We start from the raw sequence: 19,040 nt of genomic DNA, 5'->3' as shown, positions 1-19,040 counted from the left end.
GCATAGCTAGTAAAAGACTTCTGTGCACAATGTGTGCAGCAATAAAGACGGAGGTGCGGAAGGATGGCTGATGAGAAAAAAGAAGAGAAAACTCTGGAGGAGGCTTTTTCAGAGCTGGATGTTCTGGCGAGAAGGCTGGAAGACCGTGAGACCTCTCTGGAAGATTCATTTCGCCTTTATAAACAGGGAATGGAGCTTCTGAAATATTGCAATGATAAGCTTGATACCGTAGAGAAAAAAATGCTGCAGATGAATGAGGATGGTAGCCTTGGTGAATTTTCAAGATGAATTAAAGAAAAGAACAGAAGAAATTAATAAAGTGATCCAGTCTTATCTTCCTGCAGAGGAAGGTTTTGCGAAGACTATGGCACAGGCAATGAATTACAGTATTCTGGCAGGAGGAAAGCGCCTTCGCCCTATGCTGATCCTGGAAACCTTAAGGCTGTTTGGAGGAGAAGAGAAGCTGGCATATCCTTTTATGGCAGCAATGGAGATGATTCATACCCATTCACTGGTCCATGATGATCTTCCGGCTCTTGATAATGACGATTACCGGAGAGGACGTCTTACTACTCATAAAGTTTATGGGGAAGCTATGGGGGTTCTTAGCGGTGTGGCACTTCTCAATTATGCTTATGAAGTGATGCTTACAGCTTTTGACACGGCAGATACACCAGATTGTCAGGCACATGTGATTCAGGCACTGAAGGTAATGTCCCATAAGACCGGACTTTACGGAATGCTTGGCGGACAGAGTGTGGATGTGGAAAATGACGGCAAGCCTATGAGCCGTGAGATGATTGATTATATTTATGAGAATAAGACTTCTGCACTTATTGAAGCTTCTGTGATGACAGGCGCAATTCTTGGAGGTGCCACGGAAGAAGAGACTGCTATAGTAGAAAAGGCAGCAAAAAATATCGGCCTTGCGTTCCAGATCCAGGATGATATCCTGGATGTGACCAGCACCGAGGAAGAGCTGGGTAAGCCAATTCACAGTGATGAGAAGAACCATAAGACTACTTATGTGACACTTATGGGAATTGAGAAAGCATCACAGCAGGTGAAGAAGCTGTCAGATGAGGCAGTTACTTTGCTTGAAGGACTGAATAAGAAAAATGAATTCCTGTTTACTCTGGTGAACGAGCTGGTGGGACGCAGGAAGTGAAAGAAGGATACAAATGATTCTGGATAAAATAAAAAAGCCCAACGATATTCACAAAATTCCTCTGGCTGAATTTCCGCAGCTGGCAGAAGAAATACGAAGCTTTTTGATTGAATCCGTCAGCAGGACAGGAGGACATCTGGCATCCAATCTTGGAGTGGTAGAACTTACACTGGCACTGCATAATGTACTGGATTTTCCAGATGACAAGCTGATTTGGGATGTAGGCCATCAGGCATATACTCATAAGATCCTCACCGGACGAAAAGGTGAATTTGAGACCCTGCGCAAGGAAGGCGGACTGAGTGGTTTTCCAAAAAGAGGGGAGAGCAATTGCGACTCTTTTGACGCGGGACATAGCTCAGATTCTATTTCTGCAGGCCTTGGTTATGTGCATGCAAGGGATCTTCTTGGAGAGAATTATCATGTGGTTTCTGTGATCGGCGATGGTGCGCTTACAGGCGGTATGGCTTATGAGGCGCTGAATAATGCAGCCGAATTGGATACCAATTTTATAATTGTTTTAAATGACAATAATATGTCAATCTCTCCAAATGTAGGAGGAATGTCAAATTATCTCAGTGCGATCCGTACTGCAGAAGCATACACCGGAATGAAAATGAGCTTGAATAAGGCGGTAAAAAAGATTCCCCGTGTGGGAACCGCTATGGTGGATGCTGTGAGAAGGACGAAAAGCAGCATTAAGCAGCTTTTTATTCCGGGAATGCTCTTTGAAAATATGGGCCTGACCTATCTTGGACCGGTGGACGGGCATAATATGCGCCAGATGATGCGTCTTTTTAATGAGGCAAAGCGTGTGAAGGGACCGGTTGTGGTTCATGTTCTTACAGAAAAGGGACGTGGCTATGAACCTGCAAGACAGAATCCGGATATGTTTCATGGAATCGGACCGTTTGACATCAAGACTGGAAAGCCAACCCAGAAGAAGGTCTGTCCGGGTTATACAGATGTGTTTGCAGATGCTTTGTGCCAGGTGGCAGCAGAAGAAGAGAAGCTGGTTGCCATTACAGCTGCCATGCCTGATGGTACCGGGCTGAAAAAGTTTTCCCAGAGATTTCCAGACCGGTTCTTTGATGTGGGAATTGCAGAAGAGCATGCAGTTTCCTTTGCAGCCGGACTGGCACTTGGCGGAGTAGTCCCGGTGGTTGCCATTTATTCCTCCTTTTTGCAAAGAGCTGTGGATCAGATGCTTCACGATGTGTGCATGCAGAAGCTTCATGTGATCTTTGCAGTGGACAGGGCAGGTCTTGTTGGAGCAGATGGTGAGACACATCAGGGCAATTTTGACATTTCCTATCTCAGCATGATGCCTGGAATGACAGTGATGGCACCGAAGAATGACTGGGAGTTAAAGGAAATGCTTCGCTTTGCTGTGAAAGCGGATGGCCCGGTAGCAATCCGTTACCCAAGAGGTAATGCATATCAGGGGCTGCAGGAATATCAGACAGCTGTGGAGATGGGGAAAAGTGAAGTCCTTCACAGCGGTTGTAAGGTAGCAGTTCTGGCACTTGGAAGCATGGTGGAGATCTGTGCAGAGGTCTGCAGTGAATTACAGAAGGAAGGAATTGATTCTACCTTTGTAAATGTCAGATTTGTAAAGCCATTAGATACAGCTTTGCTGGATCAGCTGGCGCGGAATCACAGCCTGGTGGTAACAGTAGAAGAAAATGTGCAAAATGGTGGCTTTGGACAGCAGGTATGCGGTTACATGGAAGAACATCATCCTGGTATCCAGGTGCTGCCAGTGGCTATTCCGGATCGTTTTGTGCCTCATGGAGGTGTGGACAGTCTTAGGGTACAGCTGGGGCTTAGCGCCAATGCCATTGCAGAGAAGATAAAGAAAATTTCAGGTAACTATTCAGAAGGAATAAGAGAATGAAGAAACGATTGGATATGATGCTGGTGGAGCGCGCTCTTGCACCTTCCAGAGAAAAAGCAAAAGCATATATCATGGCCGGACAGGTTTATGTAGATGGTCAGAAGGAAGATAAAGCAGGCTCCATGTTTACTGAAACGGTGAAAGTGGAAGTCAGAGGAAACACCCTTCCATATGTAAGCCGCGGCGGCCTGAAGCTTGAAAAAGCAATGAATGAATTTGATGTAAGTCTTGAGGGGAAGGTGTGCATGGATGTAGGCGCCTCTACAGGCGGTTTTACAGACTGTATGCTTCAGAATGGCGGTGTGAAGGTATATTCTATTGATGTGGGATATGGCCAGCTGGACTGGAAGCTTCGCAACGACCCAAGAGTTGTGTGCATGGAGAAAACCAACATTCGCTATGTGGTACCGGAGGATATCCAGGAGAAACCTGCATTTTCCTCTATTGATGTTTCCTTTATTTCCCTGACCAAGGTACTGGGACCTGTGAGAAATCTTCTTACAGAGGATGGCGAAATCGTCTGCCTGATAAAACCCCAGTTTGAGGCTGGCAGGGAAAAGGTGGGAAAGAAAGGGGTTGTCCGTGATCCTGCTGTACACGAGGAAGTGATAGAGAAGGTGAGGGATTTCGCCATGAGTATTTCCCTCGAGCCATGCCATCTTTCTTTTTCTCCGATCAAAGGACCAGAGGGAAATATTGAATATCTTCTGCATCTGAAGAAAAGACCGGAGGGAACGGAGGTTCCGGACAGTCTTACTGTGAAAGTGGAGGATGTGGTTGCACAGGCACACGGAGCATTGGATAAACCGGCAGAAAAATAGTATGCAGTTGAATGCTGTTGCTTACAGGGGCAGTAAACAGATACAGGACTTTGGTATGAATAAGTTTTATATTATAACCAACAATGAAAAAGATAAAAATCTGGAATTTACAGACCGGGTAGTGGATTATCTTGGAAAAAGAGGCGGACACTGTGAAGTTCAGCTTGCAGGAAGACAGACTGCAGGTCTGTTCCACTATACGGATCCAAGAAAGATTCCGGAAGAAACACAGTGCATTATCGTACTTGGCGGTGATGGAACCCTTCTTCAGGCTGCCAGAGACATTCAGGCGGCTCACGATAAGAAGCGCAGTCAGATTCCCCTTCTGGGAGTCAATCTTGGAAATCTGGGCTTTCTGGCTGAGGTGGACAGGCAGTCTGTATACCAGGCTCTTGACAAGCTTACGGAGGATGTCTACGAGGTGGAAGAGAGAATGATGCTCTCCGGGACTGTTTACCGGGGAGACAGGGTCATTGGCAAGGATATTGCCTTAAACGACATTGTAATTGCAAGGGAAGGTCCCCTTCGTGTTGTAAGATTTAAAAATTTTGTCAATGACGAATATCTGAACTCTTATAACGCTGATGGAATTATTATTTCCACACCTACAGGTTCGACAGGATACAGCCTTTCTGTTGGCGGTCCTATTGTTTCACCAAGTGGAGAGATGACGATTATGACACCGATCGCGCCACACACTTTGAACAGCCGAAGCATTGTTTTCCCGGCGGAAGATGTGATCACGGTGGAAATGGGAGAGGGACGTCACCAGGATTGTGAAAAAGGACTGGCTTCTTTTGATGGGGATTCTGAGATTCCAATGATCACAGGAGATAAGATTGTGATCCGAAAGGCAGAGGTGAAAACCAGGATTTTGAAGCTGAATCATCTTAGTTTTGTTGAAGTGTTGAGACAAAAAATGAGGGATAGCTGATTTTTTTTAATGCGTTAGAATACAAATATTATTATAAGTATTAATTATAGTATGGGAATTTTATTGATAATATCATTTTCAGAATGCGTTGCAAAGGTTCATTTAGAGCTTGTTTGAAAAAGGGGTATTGTAAGTGACAGCCTTTTTTAACAGACTTCAGGGCAGAAAATCTTTGCAGGGGAGGTTAAGAAGTGAAATTAGCAAGACATGAGAAAATTATCGAACTGATAAAAGAATATGACATAGATACACAGGAAGAGCTTGCAGCCAGATTGAATGAAGCCGGTTTTAAGGTGACACAGGCTACGGTTTCACGAGATATCCGTGCACTGAAAATGACCAAGGTTGCAGGAAAAGACGGGAAATCCCGCTATGCCATCCTGCAGGATACACAGCCAGGGCTTGGGGACCAGTATACAAGAGTGTTAAATGATGCGGTTGTGTCCATTGAGGTTGGACAGAATCTGGTAGTGATCAAAACAGTTACCGGAATGGCAATGGGAGTTGCCACAGCTCTGGATGCCTTGAAATGGCCGGAAATCCTGGGCTGTATTGCAGGAGATGACACGATTATGTGTGCCTGCAAAAGCTCTGAGCTGGCGGAGGGTGTCATGGAGAAGCTGGGCAGTATTTTGAACAGAAGATAAAAATGGAAACAGTTTGCATGACCGGAATTTTCAATCGGGTTTCAGAGCTGACTGAGAACATAAAGTGGATCGGGCAGGAATTTCCTGCTCGATTGTTACTATCTGAAGGGCATGTGTGGCTTTGAAGCATAGCGTTGCCTGACATTACATATGGGCATTTAGGCCTGTTTATAAGGGTATGAGAAAAGAGTAAGGAGTTACTGTCCATTTGAATATACAGTAACGTAAGGAGGTCAACCTTGTTAGTACATTTACACGTAAAAAACCTTGCACTCATAGATGAAATTGAAGTGGAATTCGGACCAGGGCTGAATATCCTCACCGGTGAGACTGGTGCCGGTAAGTCCATTCTTCTCGGTTCCATGCAGCTGATCCTGGGAGGAAAGACATCCAGAAGCATGATCAGGGAAAATGCGCCCTATGCACTGGTAGAGCTTTTATTTCAGGTTGAAAATACGAAAGCAAAAGAAGCACTTGCCGCACTTGATATTTATCCGGAGGACGGACAGATCCTCATGTCAAGAAAAATCATGGACGGCAGGAGCATTAATAAGATAAATGGGGAGACAAGCACTGTCAGCCAGATGAAGGCCGCTGCAGCCTGTCTTCTTGACATTCACGGGCAGCATGAGCACCAGTCCCTTCTCTATGAGGAGAAACAGCTGGAAATCCTGGACGCTTATGGCCGTGAGAAAATCTTTCCGGAAAAAGAGAAGGTGAAAGCTGCCTATCAGGAATATAAGAAATGTCAGGCAGAACTGAAATCCCTTGATATGGACGAAGAGCAGAAGAATCGGGAAATGGCTTTTCTGGAATTTGAGATCAATGAGATTGAGAAAGCATCTCTGGTTCCAGGAGAAGACGAAGAATTGGAAAAGCAGTATCGAAAGCTCTCCAATGGACGCAGAATTATCGATTCCCTGCAAAGTGCCCATGCCCTTACCGGATATGACGGACAGGGAGCCGGGGAAGCAGTGGGAGAGGCTCTTCGGGAGCTTTCCAGAGTGACAGAGTACGATGAACAGCTGGAATCCCTTTCCCAGACCTTAAGCGAAGTGGACGGACTTCTCAATGATTTTAACAGGGAGCTGTCCTCCTATATGGATGACATGACTTTTGATGAGTCCGTATTTTATGAGACAGAGCACCGCCTGGATCTGCTCAATGGTCTGAAAGCCAAATACGGTCAGCGTATCGAAGAAATTCAGGAATACCAGAAAAAACAGCAGGAAAAGCTGAACAAACTTCAGAAGTATGAAGAAATTTTTGAGGCTGCCAGGGAAGAACTGAAAAAGGCAGAGAAAAAGCTGGAAACAGCCTGCAGCCGTCTTTCGGAGGTTCGTAAAGAATACAGCCATCAGCTGGAGGAAAAGGTAATTCAGGGATTAAAAGACTTAAATTTTCTGGATGTACAGTTTGCCATCACGTTTTCCAGAAGAAGCAGTTTTACAGAGAATGGTTATGATGAAATTCAGTATGAAATTTCCACAAATCCGGGAGAAAGTCTGAAGCCCCTTGGTAAAATCGTATCCGGCGGTGAGCTTTCCAGAATTATGCTTGCCCTGAAGGCAATCCTGGCAGATCGTGACCAGATCGAAACACTGATTTTCGATGAAATAGATACGGGAATCAGCGGACGCACTGCTCAGAAGGTTTCTGAGAAAATGGCAGTGATCGGGCATCATCATCAGGTGCTCTGCATTACCCATCTTCCCCAGATCGCAGCCATGGCAGATTCCCATTTTGAGATCGAGAAGCAGGTTGAAGGCACCAAGACCACCACTCAGATCCATCCCCTTGATGAAGAAGCCTCCATCCGCGAACTGGCCCGTCTTCTTGGGGGTGCCCAGATCACTGGCGCTGTGCTGGAAAATGCAAGGGAGATGAAAAAACTGGCCAGGGAGTGCAAGGCATAATTCCTTTTTGTAGATTGAGAAAATGAGTTTTCAAACATGTAAGTTGAAATCCTCTGTGAGACAGGCTCCTGTCTGACAGGGGATTTCTGAGTATATCAGAAGCTTTTTCAGGCAGGCTCCGGAGCGAGTCTGAAAAATCATTCCCGCAATCTGCACGCCCCACTTTGCGGTATATTTTGCCCGAATTCAGTTGCCGTAGTCCACTACGGCGCCCTCATCCGGGCAAAATCTCCCACAAATTGTGACGCACATCTTGCAGAAAGCCTTTTTCAGACACGCTCCAGCATGTTTTCAATAAAAATTCCATACCCACTTGCCGCATCCTGGACAAAAACGTGGGTTACCGCACCGATTACTTTTCCATTTTGCAGGATGGGACTGCCTGACATGCCCTGGACAATGCCGCCGGTGGTGTTAAGAAGCCGCTGATCGGTGATATGGATGACGAAACTTTTGTTAGTGTCCTCGTGGTTCATGTCGATTCTGGTGATTTCTGCATCGTATTCTTTTACTCCATTACCTACATCACACAGAATGGAAGCCGGACCGGTCTGTACTTCCTGTTTGTAGCCGATTTTCATCTGGCGGAGGGAAATTGGCAGAGAATCATTTCCGGAAAAACTGTCTGCAAAATCCCAGAAAGAAGTTTTGGACTGGTTAAAGCTTTCAGAAGCATTGACCGTATCATCTGAAGCAGAAGCTGCGGCCTGGAGCTCTGTAATATTATTGCCAGAACTGCTGGTGAAACTGCCGTAAATTCCATTTGAACTATTTACACGAATCTGTCCGATCACATTGTCATTTCTGTAACGGATCAGCCCGGAAAGTTCTCCGGGACTTCCTTTTTCCCCTTTTTGCACTCCGAGAATCTGGGCACAGTAAAGATTTCCTCCCTTTATTGACAAAAGATTTCCTGTGTCGATATCGCTGATTCCATGGCCAAGAGCACCGAAATTTCCGTCTTTTGTTACATAGGTAAGGGTTCCGATTCCCTGGGTGTCATCCCGGACCCAGATTCCAAGCTTGTACTTTCCGGAAGCATCCTGTGCCGGGGAGAGAGAGACCGGAATGGTACTGTTATTTCTTCGCACGCTTACCGTAACAGGCTTTCCATCAATAGTTTCCAGATCGTTAATTAAATCCTGCTTGCAGGATATTTTCTGCTCATTTAGTGCAACAATATAATCGCCAGGCTTTAAAATATTTTTTGCCGGATCCTGCATCTGCCCATTTTTAGAAAGGATTTCTCCGGTGTCGATCACAAGAACTCCGTCTGTTTCCATGTAAATCCCCACTGTGCTGCCGCTGACCAGAATGGTGTCTGCCTCTGTTGGTTTCACTTTAATATTCTTGAAAGCTATTTTTCCAAAAAGTCTGCAAGGCAGTTGGTAGCTGCCTTCCCCGGAAGTAGTGATTGTATCTCCGAAAGATACAAAAGGAAGATTGGAAATCTGGGAAAGGTCAAGTCCTGAATTTTTGTCAATGTGTATTTCATCCGGAATTTTCCGGTCCAGATAACGATATCCCAGAAATACCATTGTCAGAAGGTCAAGGACAAGACAGAGCAGGATAAAATGTTTGTATTTTCGTTTCTGGTACATGTTTTCACATCCTTTTCTTTTGTTTTTCACTGTGCTGGTACAGCAAATATTAAGTAACCGCTATAGTGACTTGTCTGATTTTTCATATACTGTGTCAATATAGCAGAAACTTAATTTTCACTGTACTAGTATGGAGAAAAATCATGATTTCACTCTTGTATTTTTATGAACCTGTTCCATATCTTTCAATCATAAAACGCGAAAAAAATAAACTGTGTTAAATTGAGAGTCGGTGTAAAACGCTGTCTTAATATAAAAATCCCCTCAGAAAAAATGAAATTATTGTCGTTAAAAGACGCAAAAAAGCTCGAAACTAATCGAACGAAAATGCAGTAAAAACGGCAGTTTCGGCTTGATTTCCCCATGGCAGTTCCACTATAATAGACGTTGTTACAGCAAAGGAAAATTTTTCTGAAAAATGTGCAAGAGCAAACAGGGCCCTGCTGTTTTGTACAGGTGATAGGAAGATATTGGGAAGAAAAACGCGTTTGCTTCCTGATATCAGAAATATAGCAACTTTCCGGCTGTGGATTGCCGGAGAATTTTCAAAATAGTAGAAGGAGAATGGCCTCATGGAAAAATTGAATGTGGCAATTGCGGACGATAATGAGAAAATGGTGGAGGTACTGAGTAAGATCATTGATCAGGACGAAGAACTGAAACTGGTTGGAAAAGCACATAATGGAGAAGAAATCTGTAACATCATAAAGGAAAAACAGCCTGACGTGGTTGTACTGGATATTATCATGCCAAAAGTAGACGGACTTTCAGTGATGGAGCGCTTCAGTCACGATGAAAATTTGAAAAAAGTGCCGTCATTTATTGTGGTTTCGGCAGTGGGACAGGAGCGGATCACAGAGGACGCTTTTGATCTTGGAGCAGATTATTTTATGCTGAAGCCTTTTGACAACAAAATGCTGCTGAACCGAATTAAACACATCCGCCGGGCGGGAGAGAGACGCGCCAGGGAAATGAACCGTCCAAGACAAAAGGAAGAGGAAAATACTTACAATTCAGGAAATCTGGAAACGGATGTGACAGATATCATACATGAAATCGGAGTACCTGCACATATTAAAGGTTATCAGTATCTGCGGGATGCTATTATTTTATCCGTAAATGACATGGAAATGCTGAATTCTATTACAAAAATTTTATACCCAACCATAGCCAAACGCCATCAGACAACGCCAAGCCGCGTGGAGCGGGCTATCCGCCATGCCATTGAAGTTGCATGGAGCCGTGGAAAAATGGATACCATTGACCAGCTGTTTGGCTATACAGTGAGCAATGGGAAAGGAAAACCTACCAATTCCGAGTTTATTGCACTGATTGCTGACAAAATCAGACTGGAATATAAAAATCGTTCTTTCCAATGAGCCGAATTTGGGGTATAATAAAAGACAGAAGCAGGTTACTGGCATTAAGTGGCAGTAACGCTATTTGCTATTACTAAGGAGGGTTTTTTGGATGAAAAGAATTCTTTTTGCAACATCAGAGGCAGTGCCTTTCATTAAGACCGGAGGATTGGCTGATGTAGCCGGCTCACTGCCGAAATGCTTTGATAAACGTTATTTTGATATTCGCGTGATCTTACCGAAATATGCCTGCATGAAGCAGGAATGGAAAGATAAAATGGAATATGTCACACACTTCTACATGGATCTTGGATACAAAAACTGTTATGTAGGTATTCTTCAGATGGAGTATGATGGCATTAAGTTCTACTTTATAGATAATGAGTATTATTTCAGTGGACCGAAGCCATATGACAGTGCTCCGTGGGATCTGGAGAAATTTGCATTCTTCTCCAAGGCAGTGCTTTCCGTACTTCCGGTAATTGATTTCCGCCCGGACATTATTCACTGCCATGACTGGCAGACAGGTCTTGTTCCGGTTTATCTGCACGACAGCTTCCAGCAGAATCAGTTCTTCTGGGGAATTAAGACCATCATGACCATACATAACCTGAAATTCCAGGGTGTATATGATGTGAAGACGATCAAGGAGCTTACAGGACTTTCCGATTACTATTTTACACCGGATAAGCTGGAAGCATACAAGGATGGCAACTTCCTGAAGGGTGGTATTGTATTTGCAGATGCTGTTACTACAGTAAGTAATACATATGCAGATGAGATCAAGACACCGTTCTATGGCGAAGGTCTGGACGGACTGCTCCGTGCACGCTCCAACAGTCTGCGTGGTATTGTAAATGGTATTGATTATAATGATTTTAATCCGGAGACAGATATTAATCTGTCAGCTCGTTATAATGCTACCACCTTCCGTAAGGAGAAGGTTAAGAATAAGATCCAGCTACAGAAAGATTTAGGACTTGAGCAGGATCCGAAGGCTATGATGATCGGTATTGTTTCCCGTCTGACAGATCAGAAGGGATTTGACCTGATCGCTTATATCATGGACGAGCTTTGTCAGGATAGTGTACAGATTGTAGCTCTTGGCACAGGAGATGAGCGCTATGAGAATATGTTCCGTCACTTTGACTGGAAATATCATGGCAAGGTTTCTGCACAGATTTATTACGATGAGAGCATGTCTCACAGAATCTATGCAGCTTCTGATGCATTTCTGATGCCGTCATTGTTTGAGCCATGCGGTCTGAGCCAGCTGATGAGCCTTCGTTATGGTACTCTTCCAATCGTCAGAGAGACAGGTGGTCTGAAGGATACGGTAGAGCCTTACAATGAATTCGAAGGAACCGGAACCGGATTTTCATTCAGCAATTACAATGCACATGAGATGCTTTCCACGATCCGCTATGCAGAGCACATTTACTATGACAAGAAGCGCGAATGGAATAAGATGGTAGACCGGGCTATGGCAAAGGATTTCTCATGGAGTAATTCCGCACGTCAGTATGAAGAGATGTACAACTGGCTGATCGGGGAATAAGGATTCTGTAAGAAATATGCCATTTAAAGTACGGATATAGATATATATGGTACATAATATATACGGTACATAATAAGATGAAATTCGGACATACTACTTTCTGTAAAGTGTCCGCCTCAGGATACAGGAGAGATTAATTTTCTCCTGTATTTTGTATATATGGACATTTGAAGGCTGTCGAAAACAAAGGTTCCATACTGTTGGTTTTCGCTACAGAAATATTTTAGTTACTGTTCACTGGTAACATTCCGCGAGGTGTTTTTTGTGAACGTAGTTCACAGAAAACCCGAGAAGTGCGGCGAGAAAGCATGCAAATGCATGATTTCTGTGCATCGCGAAGCGCGTTGCTGTGAACGGAGTGAACAGTAACATATTTTAACAGGAGGCAGGTTATATGAACCAAATTTCAGAACTGGATCTACAGAATTTACGTCACCTGATCGGCGGATTTGACACCACCCATTGTAAAATGGAGGAGTATGCAAGTAAGGCTACAGATGCCCAGGTAAAACAGTTTTTCCAGAAGTCTGCTCAGTCGGCAGTGGACTGCAAAAATCAGCTTATGCAGTATTTACAGTAGGAGGTGCCGCAGATGAATGAAAAAGTGATGGTAGCAGATACCCTTGCCGGAATTAACGGTGAACTGACCCGTTATGGGGAGATGATCCCTCAGACAGAGAATCCTCAGCTGAAACAAACCTTAAAACAGATGAGAAATCAGTGCGAGATGTCCCAGGAGGAGATTTACCAGATTGCCCGTGCAAGAGGCTATTATGTGCCGGCAGCTCAGGCAACAAGGGAAGAAGTGGATCATGTCAGAAGCGTGCTTAGCCAGGGATAAGAGGGGCTAGTGTTACTGGTCACGGAGTGAACAGTAATGAGATAGTAAATAACATCCGGGTTGCAGGAAATAATTCTTGTAATTCCGGATGTTTTGCTATATAGTAGAATTACTGACAGGAAAACGACAATATAAAAGTCGTATACGATTCATTTCAAAATTTACCGGAGTTTTGTCTGTCTCCGGGTATACAAGAATTTCACACCCGTATTCCGGGATGATTCCACCGGTGAAAATAACTTTACAGTTCGTTTGGCTTAACATGAAAAATAAAATTTTTATATGGCGAGTAGGGGCTTGACAAGTGAACTGATTTAAGATAGTATGTACTACAGAGAAACGAACATAGGTTCGTATTTGCGCAAGCAAGAAGATCCTGGCTGCTGTTCACTGGTAATGTTCCGCGAGGTGTTTTTGTGAACAAAGTTCACAGAAAACCCGAGAATTGCGGCGCGAAATCATGCTTTGCATGATTTCTGTGCATCGCGAAGCGCGTTACTGTGAACGGAGTGAACAGTAACAGATCTTGGCTGCTGTTCACGGATAAGGTTCTGCCAGGTGCCTTTTGTGAATGGTAACAGGTTATACAGTCCGGTTAATGATTACAGAAATTACTACGGACTTGTCTGATTATTAAGAATAGGAGATCGGAATAATGATAAATGAAGAGAAGAAGAAAGCGCTGGAAGCGGCTCTTGGACATATTGAGAAGCAATATGGCAAGGGCTCTGTAATGAAACTGGGTGAGTCCAGTGCCAATATGCAGGTGGAGACTGTTCCTACCGGTTCCCTGAGCCTTGACATTGCACTTGGGGTAGGCGGTGTGCCGAAGGGACGTATTATAGAAATCTACGGACCAGAGTCCAGTGGTAAGACCACTGTTGCATTACATATGGTAGCCGAGGTTCAGAAAAGAGGCGGAATTGCCGGTTTTATCGATGCCGAGCATGCTCTTGACCCTGTATATGCGAAGAACATCGGCGTAGATATTGATAATCTTTACATTTCCCAGCCGGATAATGGTGAGCAGGCTCTGGAGATTACAGAGACCATGGTTCGTTCCGGTGCAGTTGACATTATCATCGTGGATTCCGTTGCAGCTCTGGTTCCCAAGGCAGAGATTGATGGTGACATGGGAGACAGTCATGTAGGTTTGCAGGCACGTCTGATGTCACAGGCACTTCGTAAGCTGACCGCTATTATCAGTAAGTCTAACTGCGTTGTGATCTTTATCAACCAGCTCCGTGAGAAGGTTGGTGTTATGTTTGGTAACCCGGAGACAACTACTGGTGGACGTGCCCTTAAGTTCTATTCATCCATACGTCTTGATGTACGCCGTGTAGAGACATTGAAGCAGGGCGGCGAGATGGTTGGAAACCACACCAGGATCAAGGTTGTTAAGAATAAGGTTGCTCCGCCATTTAAGCAGGCTGAGTTTGATATTATGTTTGGTACCGGCATCTCCAAGGAAGGGGATATCCTTGATCTTGCTGCTGAGAATTCCATTGTGAATAAGAGCGGTGCATGGTATGCATACGAAGGAAATAAGATCGGCCAGGGACGTGAGAATGCCAAGCTGTTCCTGAAAGAGCATCCGGACATCTGCGATGAGATTGAACGCAAGGTTCGTATCCATTATCACCTTCTTCCAGGTGAGGAGGAAGAGCAGCAGGATGTGAAGCAAGAAGAAACTACACCAGAATCTGACGCTCCGGCAGCAGAAGAGGAATAAAATATGGCGGTTACACCTGAAGAGCAAAAGAATGCCAGAAGAAAGGCAATGCTTCTTCTGGAGCATATGGACCGTACAGAGAAAGGCCTGTCTGACCGGCTGCGTCAGGCAGGCTTTTCAGCAGAAGCCACAGAGGATGCCATGAACTATGTGCGTTCCTATGGGTATCTGAACGATTACCGCTATGCCATGAATTATATTTCCTTCCGCATGGGAACCAAGAGCCGTCAGAAGATTCTCCAGGAGCTTTCAGGGAAAGGAATTGACCGCGAGACTGCCCTTGCAGCCTGGGAAGAGGCAGCAGAGATTGAAGAGCCAGATGAACTGGCCATTCTCCGAACTACAGTAGAGAAAAAGTGTCAGCCTGGTACTGCCCTGGACGAGAAGGGGATGCGCCGCCTCCAGGGATTTCTTCTTCGAAGAGGTTTTTCCTATGGAGATATTTCCCACGTGCTGGAAGACATGAATATTACCTGTGAGAGAAGCTATTGATAAATTGCCGGATTCTTTCTGTGCATCGCGAAGCGTGTTACTGGTCGTGGAGTGAACAGTAACGCTAGACGTTTCTTTGGAAATTTAAATTTTGTTTTTGTGTAGAAAAACTTGACATAATTCTAAAAAAAAGATAAACTTGTATTGTTGTGATTGCACAATGAAAACTAAATATTGAGGAGGTGCTCCTGTGACAACAATTATTGTTGCAGTTGTCGCTGTAGTAGCCACTCTACTGATTGCAGTTCCTATTACTAGTAAAGTTTCTGTGGATAACAAAGTTAAGAAAGACGCAGAAACGATTGGGTCAGCTGAAGAAAAGGCCAGAGGCATCATTGATGAAGCCTTAAAAGCGGCCGAAACAAAGAAACGTGAAACTTTATTGGAAGTAAAGGAAGAATCTCTCCGTACAAAGAACGAACTGGAGAAGGAAACCAAGGAACGTAGAAACGAACTGCAGAAATATGAGAAGCGTGTCTTATCGAAGGAAGAAACCGTTGATAAGAAAGCTGAAGCAGTTGAAAAGCGCGAGGCAGAGTGCACAGCGAGATTTGCTGAATTGCAGAAGAAAGAAAAGAGAGTAGATGAACTCGAGCTGAAAGGAGTACAGGAACTGGAACGTGTTTCCGGTCTGACCTCCGAACAGGCAAAAGAAGAATTGCTCAGATCTGTGGAAGACGATGTTAAAGTTGATGTTGCCAGACTTTACAAGGAACTTGAGAGCCAGGCGAAGGAAGAGGCAGGAAAGAAAGCCAAGGAATATGTGGTAAATGCCATTCAGAAATGTGCGGTAGACCATGTTGCCGAGACTACTATTTCCGTAGTGCAGCTTCCAAGCGATGAGATGAAGGGACGTATTATCGGACGTGAGGGACGTAATATTCGTACTATGGAGACCCTGACAGGTGTAGACCTTATCATTGATGATACTCCTGAGGCAGTAGTTCTCTCATCATTTGATCCTATCAGACGTGAAGTGGCAAGAGTAGCACTTGAGAAACTGATCGTAGATGGACGTATCCATCCGGCCAGAATCGAGGAAATGGTTGAGAAGGCACAGAAAGAAGTTGAAACTCAGATCCGCGAGGATGGCGAGAATGCAGCTATGGATGTTGGAGTTCATGGTATTCATCCAGAGCTTCTGAAACTTCTTGGACGTATGAAATTCCGTTCAAGTTATGGACAGAATGCGCTGAAGCATTCTATTGAAGTAGCACAGCTTTCCGGTCTGCTTGCCGGTGAAATTGGTGTAGACGTGCGCATGGCGAAACGTGCCGGTCTGCTTCATGATATCGGTAAATCTATTGACCATGAAGTTGAGGGATCCCATATTGAGATTGGTGTAAACCTTTGTAAGAAATATAAGGAATCACCTATTGTGATCAATGCGGTAGCAGCACACCACGGTGATGTGGAGCCAGAGAGCCTTATTGCCTGTATCGTGCAGGCAGCAGATGCGATTTCCGCGGCGCGTCCAGGTGCCAGAAGAGAGACACTGGAGACTTATACCAACAGACTGAAGCAGCTTGAGGATATTACCAATCAGTTCAAGGGGGTTGAGAAATCCTTTGCAATCCAGGCTGGTAGAGAAATCCGTGTTATGGTAGTTCCTGAGCATGTGAATGATTCTGAGATGGTACTTCTCGCAAGAGACATAGCGAAGCAGATTGAGGCTGAGCTTGAGTATCCGGGTCAGATCAAAGTCAATGTGATCCGCGAGAGCAGAGCTGTTGATTATGCCAAATAATCGGAGTTAATTTACATTAAGAAATATTAAGAAACCGCTTCCGCATTTTTCATACTATATGAAGGATGCGGAGGCGGTTTTTATTATGAAAGTCCCGGACGGCAGCCATGAACGAGCTATGCTTGCATGGGCTGATTCATGGAAAATCAAAAAGAATTTTTTTATGTAATTCATAATCAAATCATCGCTTGCGTACAATGGTACAGGGTGAATATATGGAAAATTTACTCAGTATCAAAAAGAAAAGTTTTTTTCCAGGACTGACTTTGCTGCTTGCAGGATTTCTTGCAGGAATGCTGATCCCGAACTTTATATACCGTTTTTCCTGGAAGCAGCAGGCATTTTCCGCAGTGTACCTTTTGGAAACCTATGGGAAAACAGAAGCAGGAGGAATCGATTATCTTTTGCAGATTCTCTGGATGCGCGGTGGGATTTTTTTCCTTTCTCTAATCTGTGGTTTTACTGTATTTGGAGTCCCTATGGCAATTATGGCGATGTTTTTTACCGGGATTGGACTGGGAATCGTATTTTCCATGTCTATTCTGCAGTTCGGACTTACCGGAGGCGCAGTTGCCGTAGCACTTCTTTTTCCGCATTATCTGATCTATCTGCCATTATGGGATTCGGTGTATCAGATGGTCTACAGGGAATCTATGGGAATCTGGCGCAATCATGGAATTTTTCCACAGAAAGTAAGCGCTTATCTCCTGAAAGTGCTCTTATATACAGCTTTATACGGTGTGGGAATTCTTTTGGAATGGCGTGTAAATCCATGGATTTTAAACAAAATTCTGGATTTTTCGAAATTTTTTGAATGAGAATAATATGAAAAATACAAGATATAGTATTGGTTACCATAAAAGCGACGCTATTTTGTAAAATGGGCAAAAAAAGCTTGTTTTTATACGATTTTTGGCCGAAAAAAAGGTTTGATTTTATGTCAATTACAAAGTATAATACAAATACATTTTAAGATCAGTTATTGTGGGGAGGTAGCCCGTTCCTGCAATAAAGCGTGAAAGAGCAAATGCAATGGACAATAGGAATTCCGGGCGAAATCTCCCACAAATTGTGACGCACATCTTACAGAAAGCCTTTTTCAAACACGCTCCAGAATCTTTTTCAAACATGGTCTAAAGCAGTATGATCATGGGCTATATGAAATGAATTTATAACAAAAGAGACAGGAAGTAAACAATATGGAACAGGAAATACGCGAGTTTATTGAATACTTACATAATACGAAAAAAACATCCCAGAATACAGAGGTTTCCTATCAGCGTGATCTGAACAAGATGGCTGCATACCTGGAAATGAAGGGGATTATGAAAGCGGAAGATGTCCGTGAATTTGATCTTATGGGATACATGGATTATATGGAGAAAGAGAACTTCGCGTCATCCACTATTTCAAGAAGTGTTGCTTCCATGCGTGCTTTTTTTCAACACATGTTTGCACTTAGGAAGATGGAAGAGAACCCCACAGATAATCTGAAATCTCCAAAGGTAGAGAAGAAGCTTCCGGAGATTCTCAGTATTCAGGAAGTTGACGATCTTTTGAAGCAGCCAGATCTGACTACGCCTAAGGGAATTCGGGATAAGGCTATGTTAGAGCTTTTATATGCCACTGGTATGCGTGTCAGCGAACTGATCCATCTGGAGACCACAGATGTAAACCTTCAGCTTGGCTATGTGGTTTGCCAGGAGAATAAAGAGCGTATCATTCCGATTGGAAATGTAAGCAAGGAAGCGTTGAATCTTTATCTTGAAGAGGGACGTAAGGTATTTGTGAAAGATGATTCAGAGCATGCGCTGTTCACAAATTGCTCCGGTAAGGCCATGAGCCGTCAGGGATTCTGGAAAATGCTGAAAGGCTATGCCCAGGAGGCTGGAATTCACAGAGATATTACGCCACATACATTGAGACATTCTTTTGCAGTACATATGCTGCAGAATGGAGCAGACATCCGAAGCGTCCAGGAAATGCTGGGACATTCCGATATTTCTACGACTCAGGTATATTTAAGCATGAATATTAACCGGATGCGAGATGTGTATATGAAAGCACATCCAAGACATTGAGAAGAGCGAATAAGATGATAACTGTCCATGGGAGAGATCTGTGGGCAGTTTTTTATGTAATAGGAAATTCCGTTGGAATTTCCTATTACATAAAAAGCCCTACCGGGCAGGATCGCACTGCGGCGGAAAGGTAGTTGTCGCTCGAGGCGACCCGCCGCAGGCGGAGAATCCTGCAAGCAGGATTCTTTTTTATGTAATGAAAATTCTGCAAAGTAAGATTCTTTCTTGTATTATAAAAATGTTTGAC

The 19,040-nt window shown here is 44.1% G+C and carries 18 protein-coding genes and 3 pseudogenes; 18 read left to right on the top strand and 3 right to left on the bottom strand.

All coding sequences use genetic code 11. The features are described from left to right. The first annotated feature begins 63 nt into the window (after positions 1-63). The 7 genes from xseB to recN all read left to right on the top strand — a co-directional run bounded on the left by xseB (position 64) and on the right by recN (position 7,383). Positions 64-288: an exodeoxyribonuclease VII small subunit gene (xseB, locus tag PGQ38_RS11855; RefSeq protein WP_270431862.1), complete on the top strand. Its 225-nt coding sequence runs from the start codon at positions 64-66 to the stop codon at positions 286-288. Continuing rightward, entirely contained in the window at positions 272-1,168 is an 897-nt protein-coding gene (locus PGQ38_RS11850) for a polyprenyl synthetase family protein (protein WP_270431884.1), read from the top strand. The genes xseB and PGQ38_RS11850 overlap by 17 nt, the downstream gene beginning before the upstream one ends. Before the next feature lie 13 nt (positions 1,169-1,181). Beyond that, entirely contained in the window at positions 1,182-3,065 is a 1,884-nt protein-coding gene (gene dxs, locus PGQ38_RS11845; protein ID WP_173715645.1) for a 1-deoxy-D-xylulose-5-phosphate synthase, read from the top strand. Next, positions 3,062-3,886, top strand: coding sequence for a TlyA family RNA methyltransferase (locus PGQ38_RS11840; RefSeq protein WP_118581011.1), 825 nt, complete (start codon positions 3,062-3,064; stop codon positions 3,884-3,886). Before dxs ends, PGQ38_RS11840 begins: the two co-directional genes overlap by 4 nt. Before the next feature lie 55 nt (positions 3,887-3,941). Then, entirely contained in the window at positions 3,942-4,820 is an 879-nt protein-coding gene (locus PGQ38_RS11835) for an NAD(+)/NADH kinase (protein WP_270431858.1), read from the top strand. A gap of 191 nt (positions 4,821-5,011) precedes the next feature. Beyond that, complete coding sequence (gene argR, locus PGQ38_RS11830; RefSeq protein WP_118581008.1) at positions 5,012-5,467, top strand: arginine repressor; 456 nt, start codon at positions 5,012-5,014, stop codon at positions 5,465-5,467. A 239-nt stretch (positions 5,468-5,706) separates the two neighbouring features. Further along, a complete protein-coding gene (gene recN / locus PGQ38_RS11825) occupies positions 5,707-7,383 on the top strand; it encodes a DNA repair protein RecN (RefSeq protein ID WP_226837138.1) in 1,677 nt (558 codons plus the stop codon). A 30-nt stretch (positions 7,384-7,413) separates the two neighbouring features. Here the strand turns inward: recN and PGQ38_RS20035 are convergent. Continuing rightward, a pseudogene (locus tag PGQ38_RS20035) lies at positions 7,414-7,596 on the bottom strand (DUF6783 domain-containing protein); the annotation flags it as partial. On the opposite strand from PGQ38_RS20035, the pseudogene PGQ38_RS20030 reads away from it, so the two are divergent. Continuing rightward, positions 7,573-7,623: pseudogene (locus PGQ38_RS20030) on the top strand (DUF6783 domain-containing protein); the annotation flags it as partial. The pseudogenes PGQ38_RS20035 and PGQ38_RS20030 overlap by 24 nt on opposite strands. A gap of 29 nt (positions 7,624-7,652) precedes the next feature. Here PGQ38_RS20030 and PGQ38_RS11820 read toward each other — a convergent pair. Next, entirely contained in the window at positions 7,653-8,984 is a 1,332-nt protein-coding gene (locus tag PGQ38_RS11820; RefSeq protein ID WP_226855487.1) for a SpoIVB peptidase S55 domain-containing protein, read from the bottom strand. Positions 8,985-9,556: 572 nt separating this feature from the next. On the opposite strand from PGQ38_RS11820, the gene spo0A reads away from it, so the two are divergent. From spo0A to PGQ38_RS11780, 8 genes are all read left to right on the top strand, one after another. After that, positions 9,557-10,363 (top strand): sporulation transcription factor Spo0A, encoded by an 807-nt coding sequence (spo0A, locus tag PGQ38_RS11815; RefSeq protein ID WP_204453284.1) that lies wholly within the window; start codon positions 9,557-9,559, stop codon positions 10,361-10,363. Between the two features lie 91 nt (positions 10,364-10,454). Next, positions 10,455-11,900: a glycogen synthase GlgA gene (gene glgA, locus PGQ38_RS11810; RefSeq protein WP_118580996.1), complete on the top strand. Its 1,446-nt coding sequence runs from the start codon at positions 10,455-10,457 to the stop codon at positions 11,898-11,900. A gap of 394 nt (positions 11,901-12,294) precedes the next feature. Beyond that, the gene (locus PGQ38_RS11805; protein WP_148462515.1) at positions 12,295-12,480 is read left to right on the top strand and encodes a hypothetical protein; all 186 of its coding nucleotides are present in this window, start codon (positions 12,295-12,297) and stop codon (positions 12,478-12,480) included. A 12-nt stretch (positions 12,481-12,492) separates the two neighbouring features. Next, a complete protein-coding gene (locus PGQ38_RS11800) occupies positions 12,493-12,741 on the top strand; it encodes a spore coat protein (protein WP_118580993.1) in 249 nt (82 codons plus the stop codon). Positions 12,742-13,396: 655 nt separating this feature from the next. Beyond that, complete coding sequence (recA, locus tag PGQ38_RS11795; protein ID WP_118580990.1) at positions 13,397-14,473, top strand: recombinase RecA; 1,077 nt, start codon at positions 13,397-13,399, stop codon at positions 14,471-14,473. A gap of 3 nt (positions 14,474-14,476) precedes the next feature. Continuing rightward, positions 14,477-14,965: a regulatory protein RecX gene (locus tag PGQ38_RS11790; protein WP_195379679.1), complete on the top strand. Its 489-nt coding sequence runs from the start codon at positions 14,477-14,479 to the stop codon at positions 14,963-14,965. A gap of 202 nt (positions 14,966-15,167) precedes the next feature. After that, positions 15,168-16,712: a ribonuclease Y gene (gene rny, locus PGQ38_RS11785; protein ID WP_408609631.1), complete on the top strand. Its 1,545-nt coding sequence runs from the start codon at positions 15,168-15,170 to the stop codon at positions 16,710-16,712. Between the two features lie 215 nt (positions 16,713-16,927). Next, a complete protein-coding gene (locus PGQ38_RS11780; protein ID WP_173718392.1) occupies positions 16,928-17,530 on the top strand; it encodes a stage II sporulation protein M in 603 nt (200 codons plus the stop codon). 126 nt (positions 17,531-17,656) lie between these two features. Here PGQ38_RS11780 and PGQ38_RS20720 read toward each other — a convergent pair whose 3' ends face one another. Continuing rightward, positions 17,657-17,815 (bottom strand): DUF6783 domain-containing protein, encoded by a 159-nt coding sequence (locus tag PGQ38_RS20720; protein WP_368072541.1) that lies wholly within the window; start codon positions 17,813-17,815, stop codon positions 17,657-17,659. On the opposite strand from PGQ38_RS20720, the pseudogene PGQ38_RS20715 reads away from it, so the two are divergent. Together PGQ38_RS20715 and xerD are read left to right on the top strand one after the other, a co-directional pair. Next, positions 17,774-17,887, top strand: a pseudogene (locus PGQ38_RS20715) (DUF6783 domain-containing protein); the annotation flags it as partial. The gene PGQ38_RS20720 and the pseudogene PGQ38_RS20715 overlap by 42 nt on opposite strands. Before the next feature lie 24 nt (positions 17,888-17,911). Beyond that, complete coding sequence (gene xerD, locus PGQ38_RS11775) at positions 17,912-18,793, top strand: site-specific tyrosine recombinase XerD (RefSeq protein ID WP_173718393.1); 882 nt, start codon at positions 17,912-17,914, stop codon at positions 18,791-18,793. Positions 18,794-19,040: the final 247 nt, after the last annotated feature.

This window comes from Blautia faecis (assembly GCF_027662325.1).
Classification (GTDB): domain Bacteria; phylum Bacillota; class Clostridia; order Lachnospirales; family Lachnospiraceae; genus Blautia_A; species Blautia_A faecis.
This window is presented reverse-complemented; position numbering and strand designations above follow the sequence as displayed.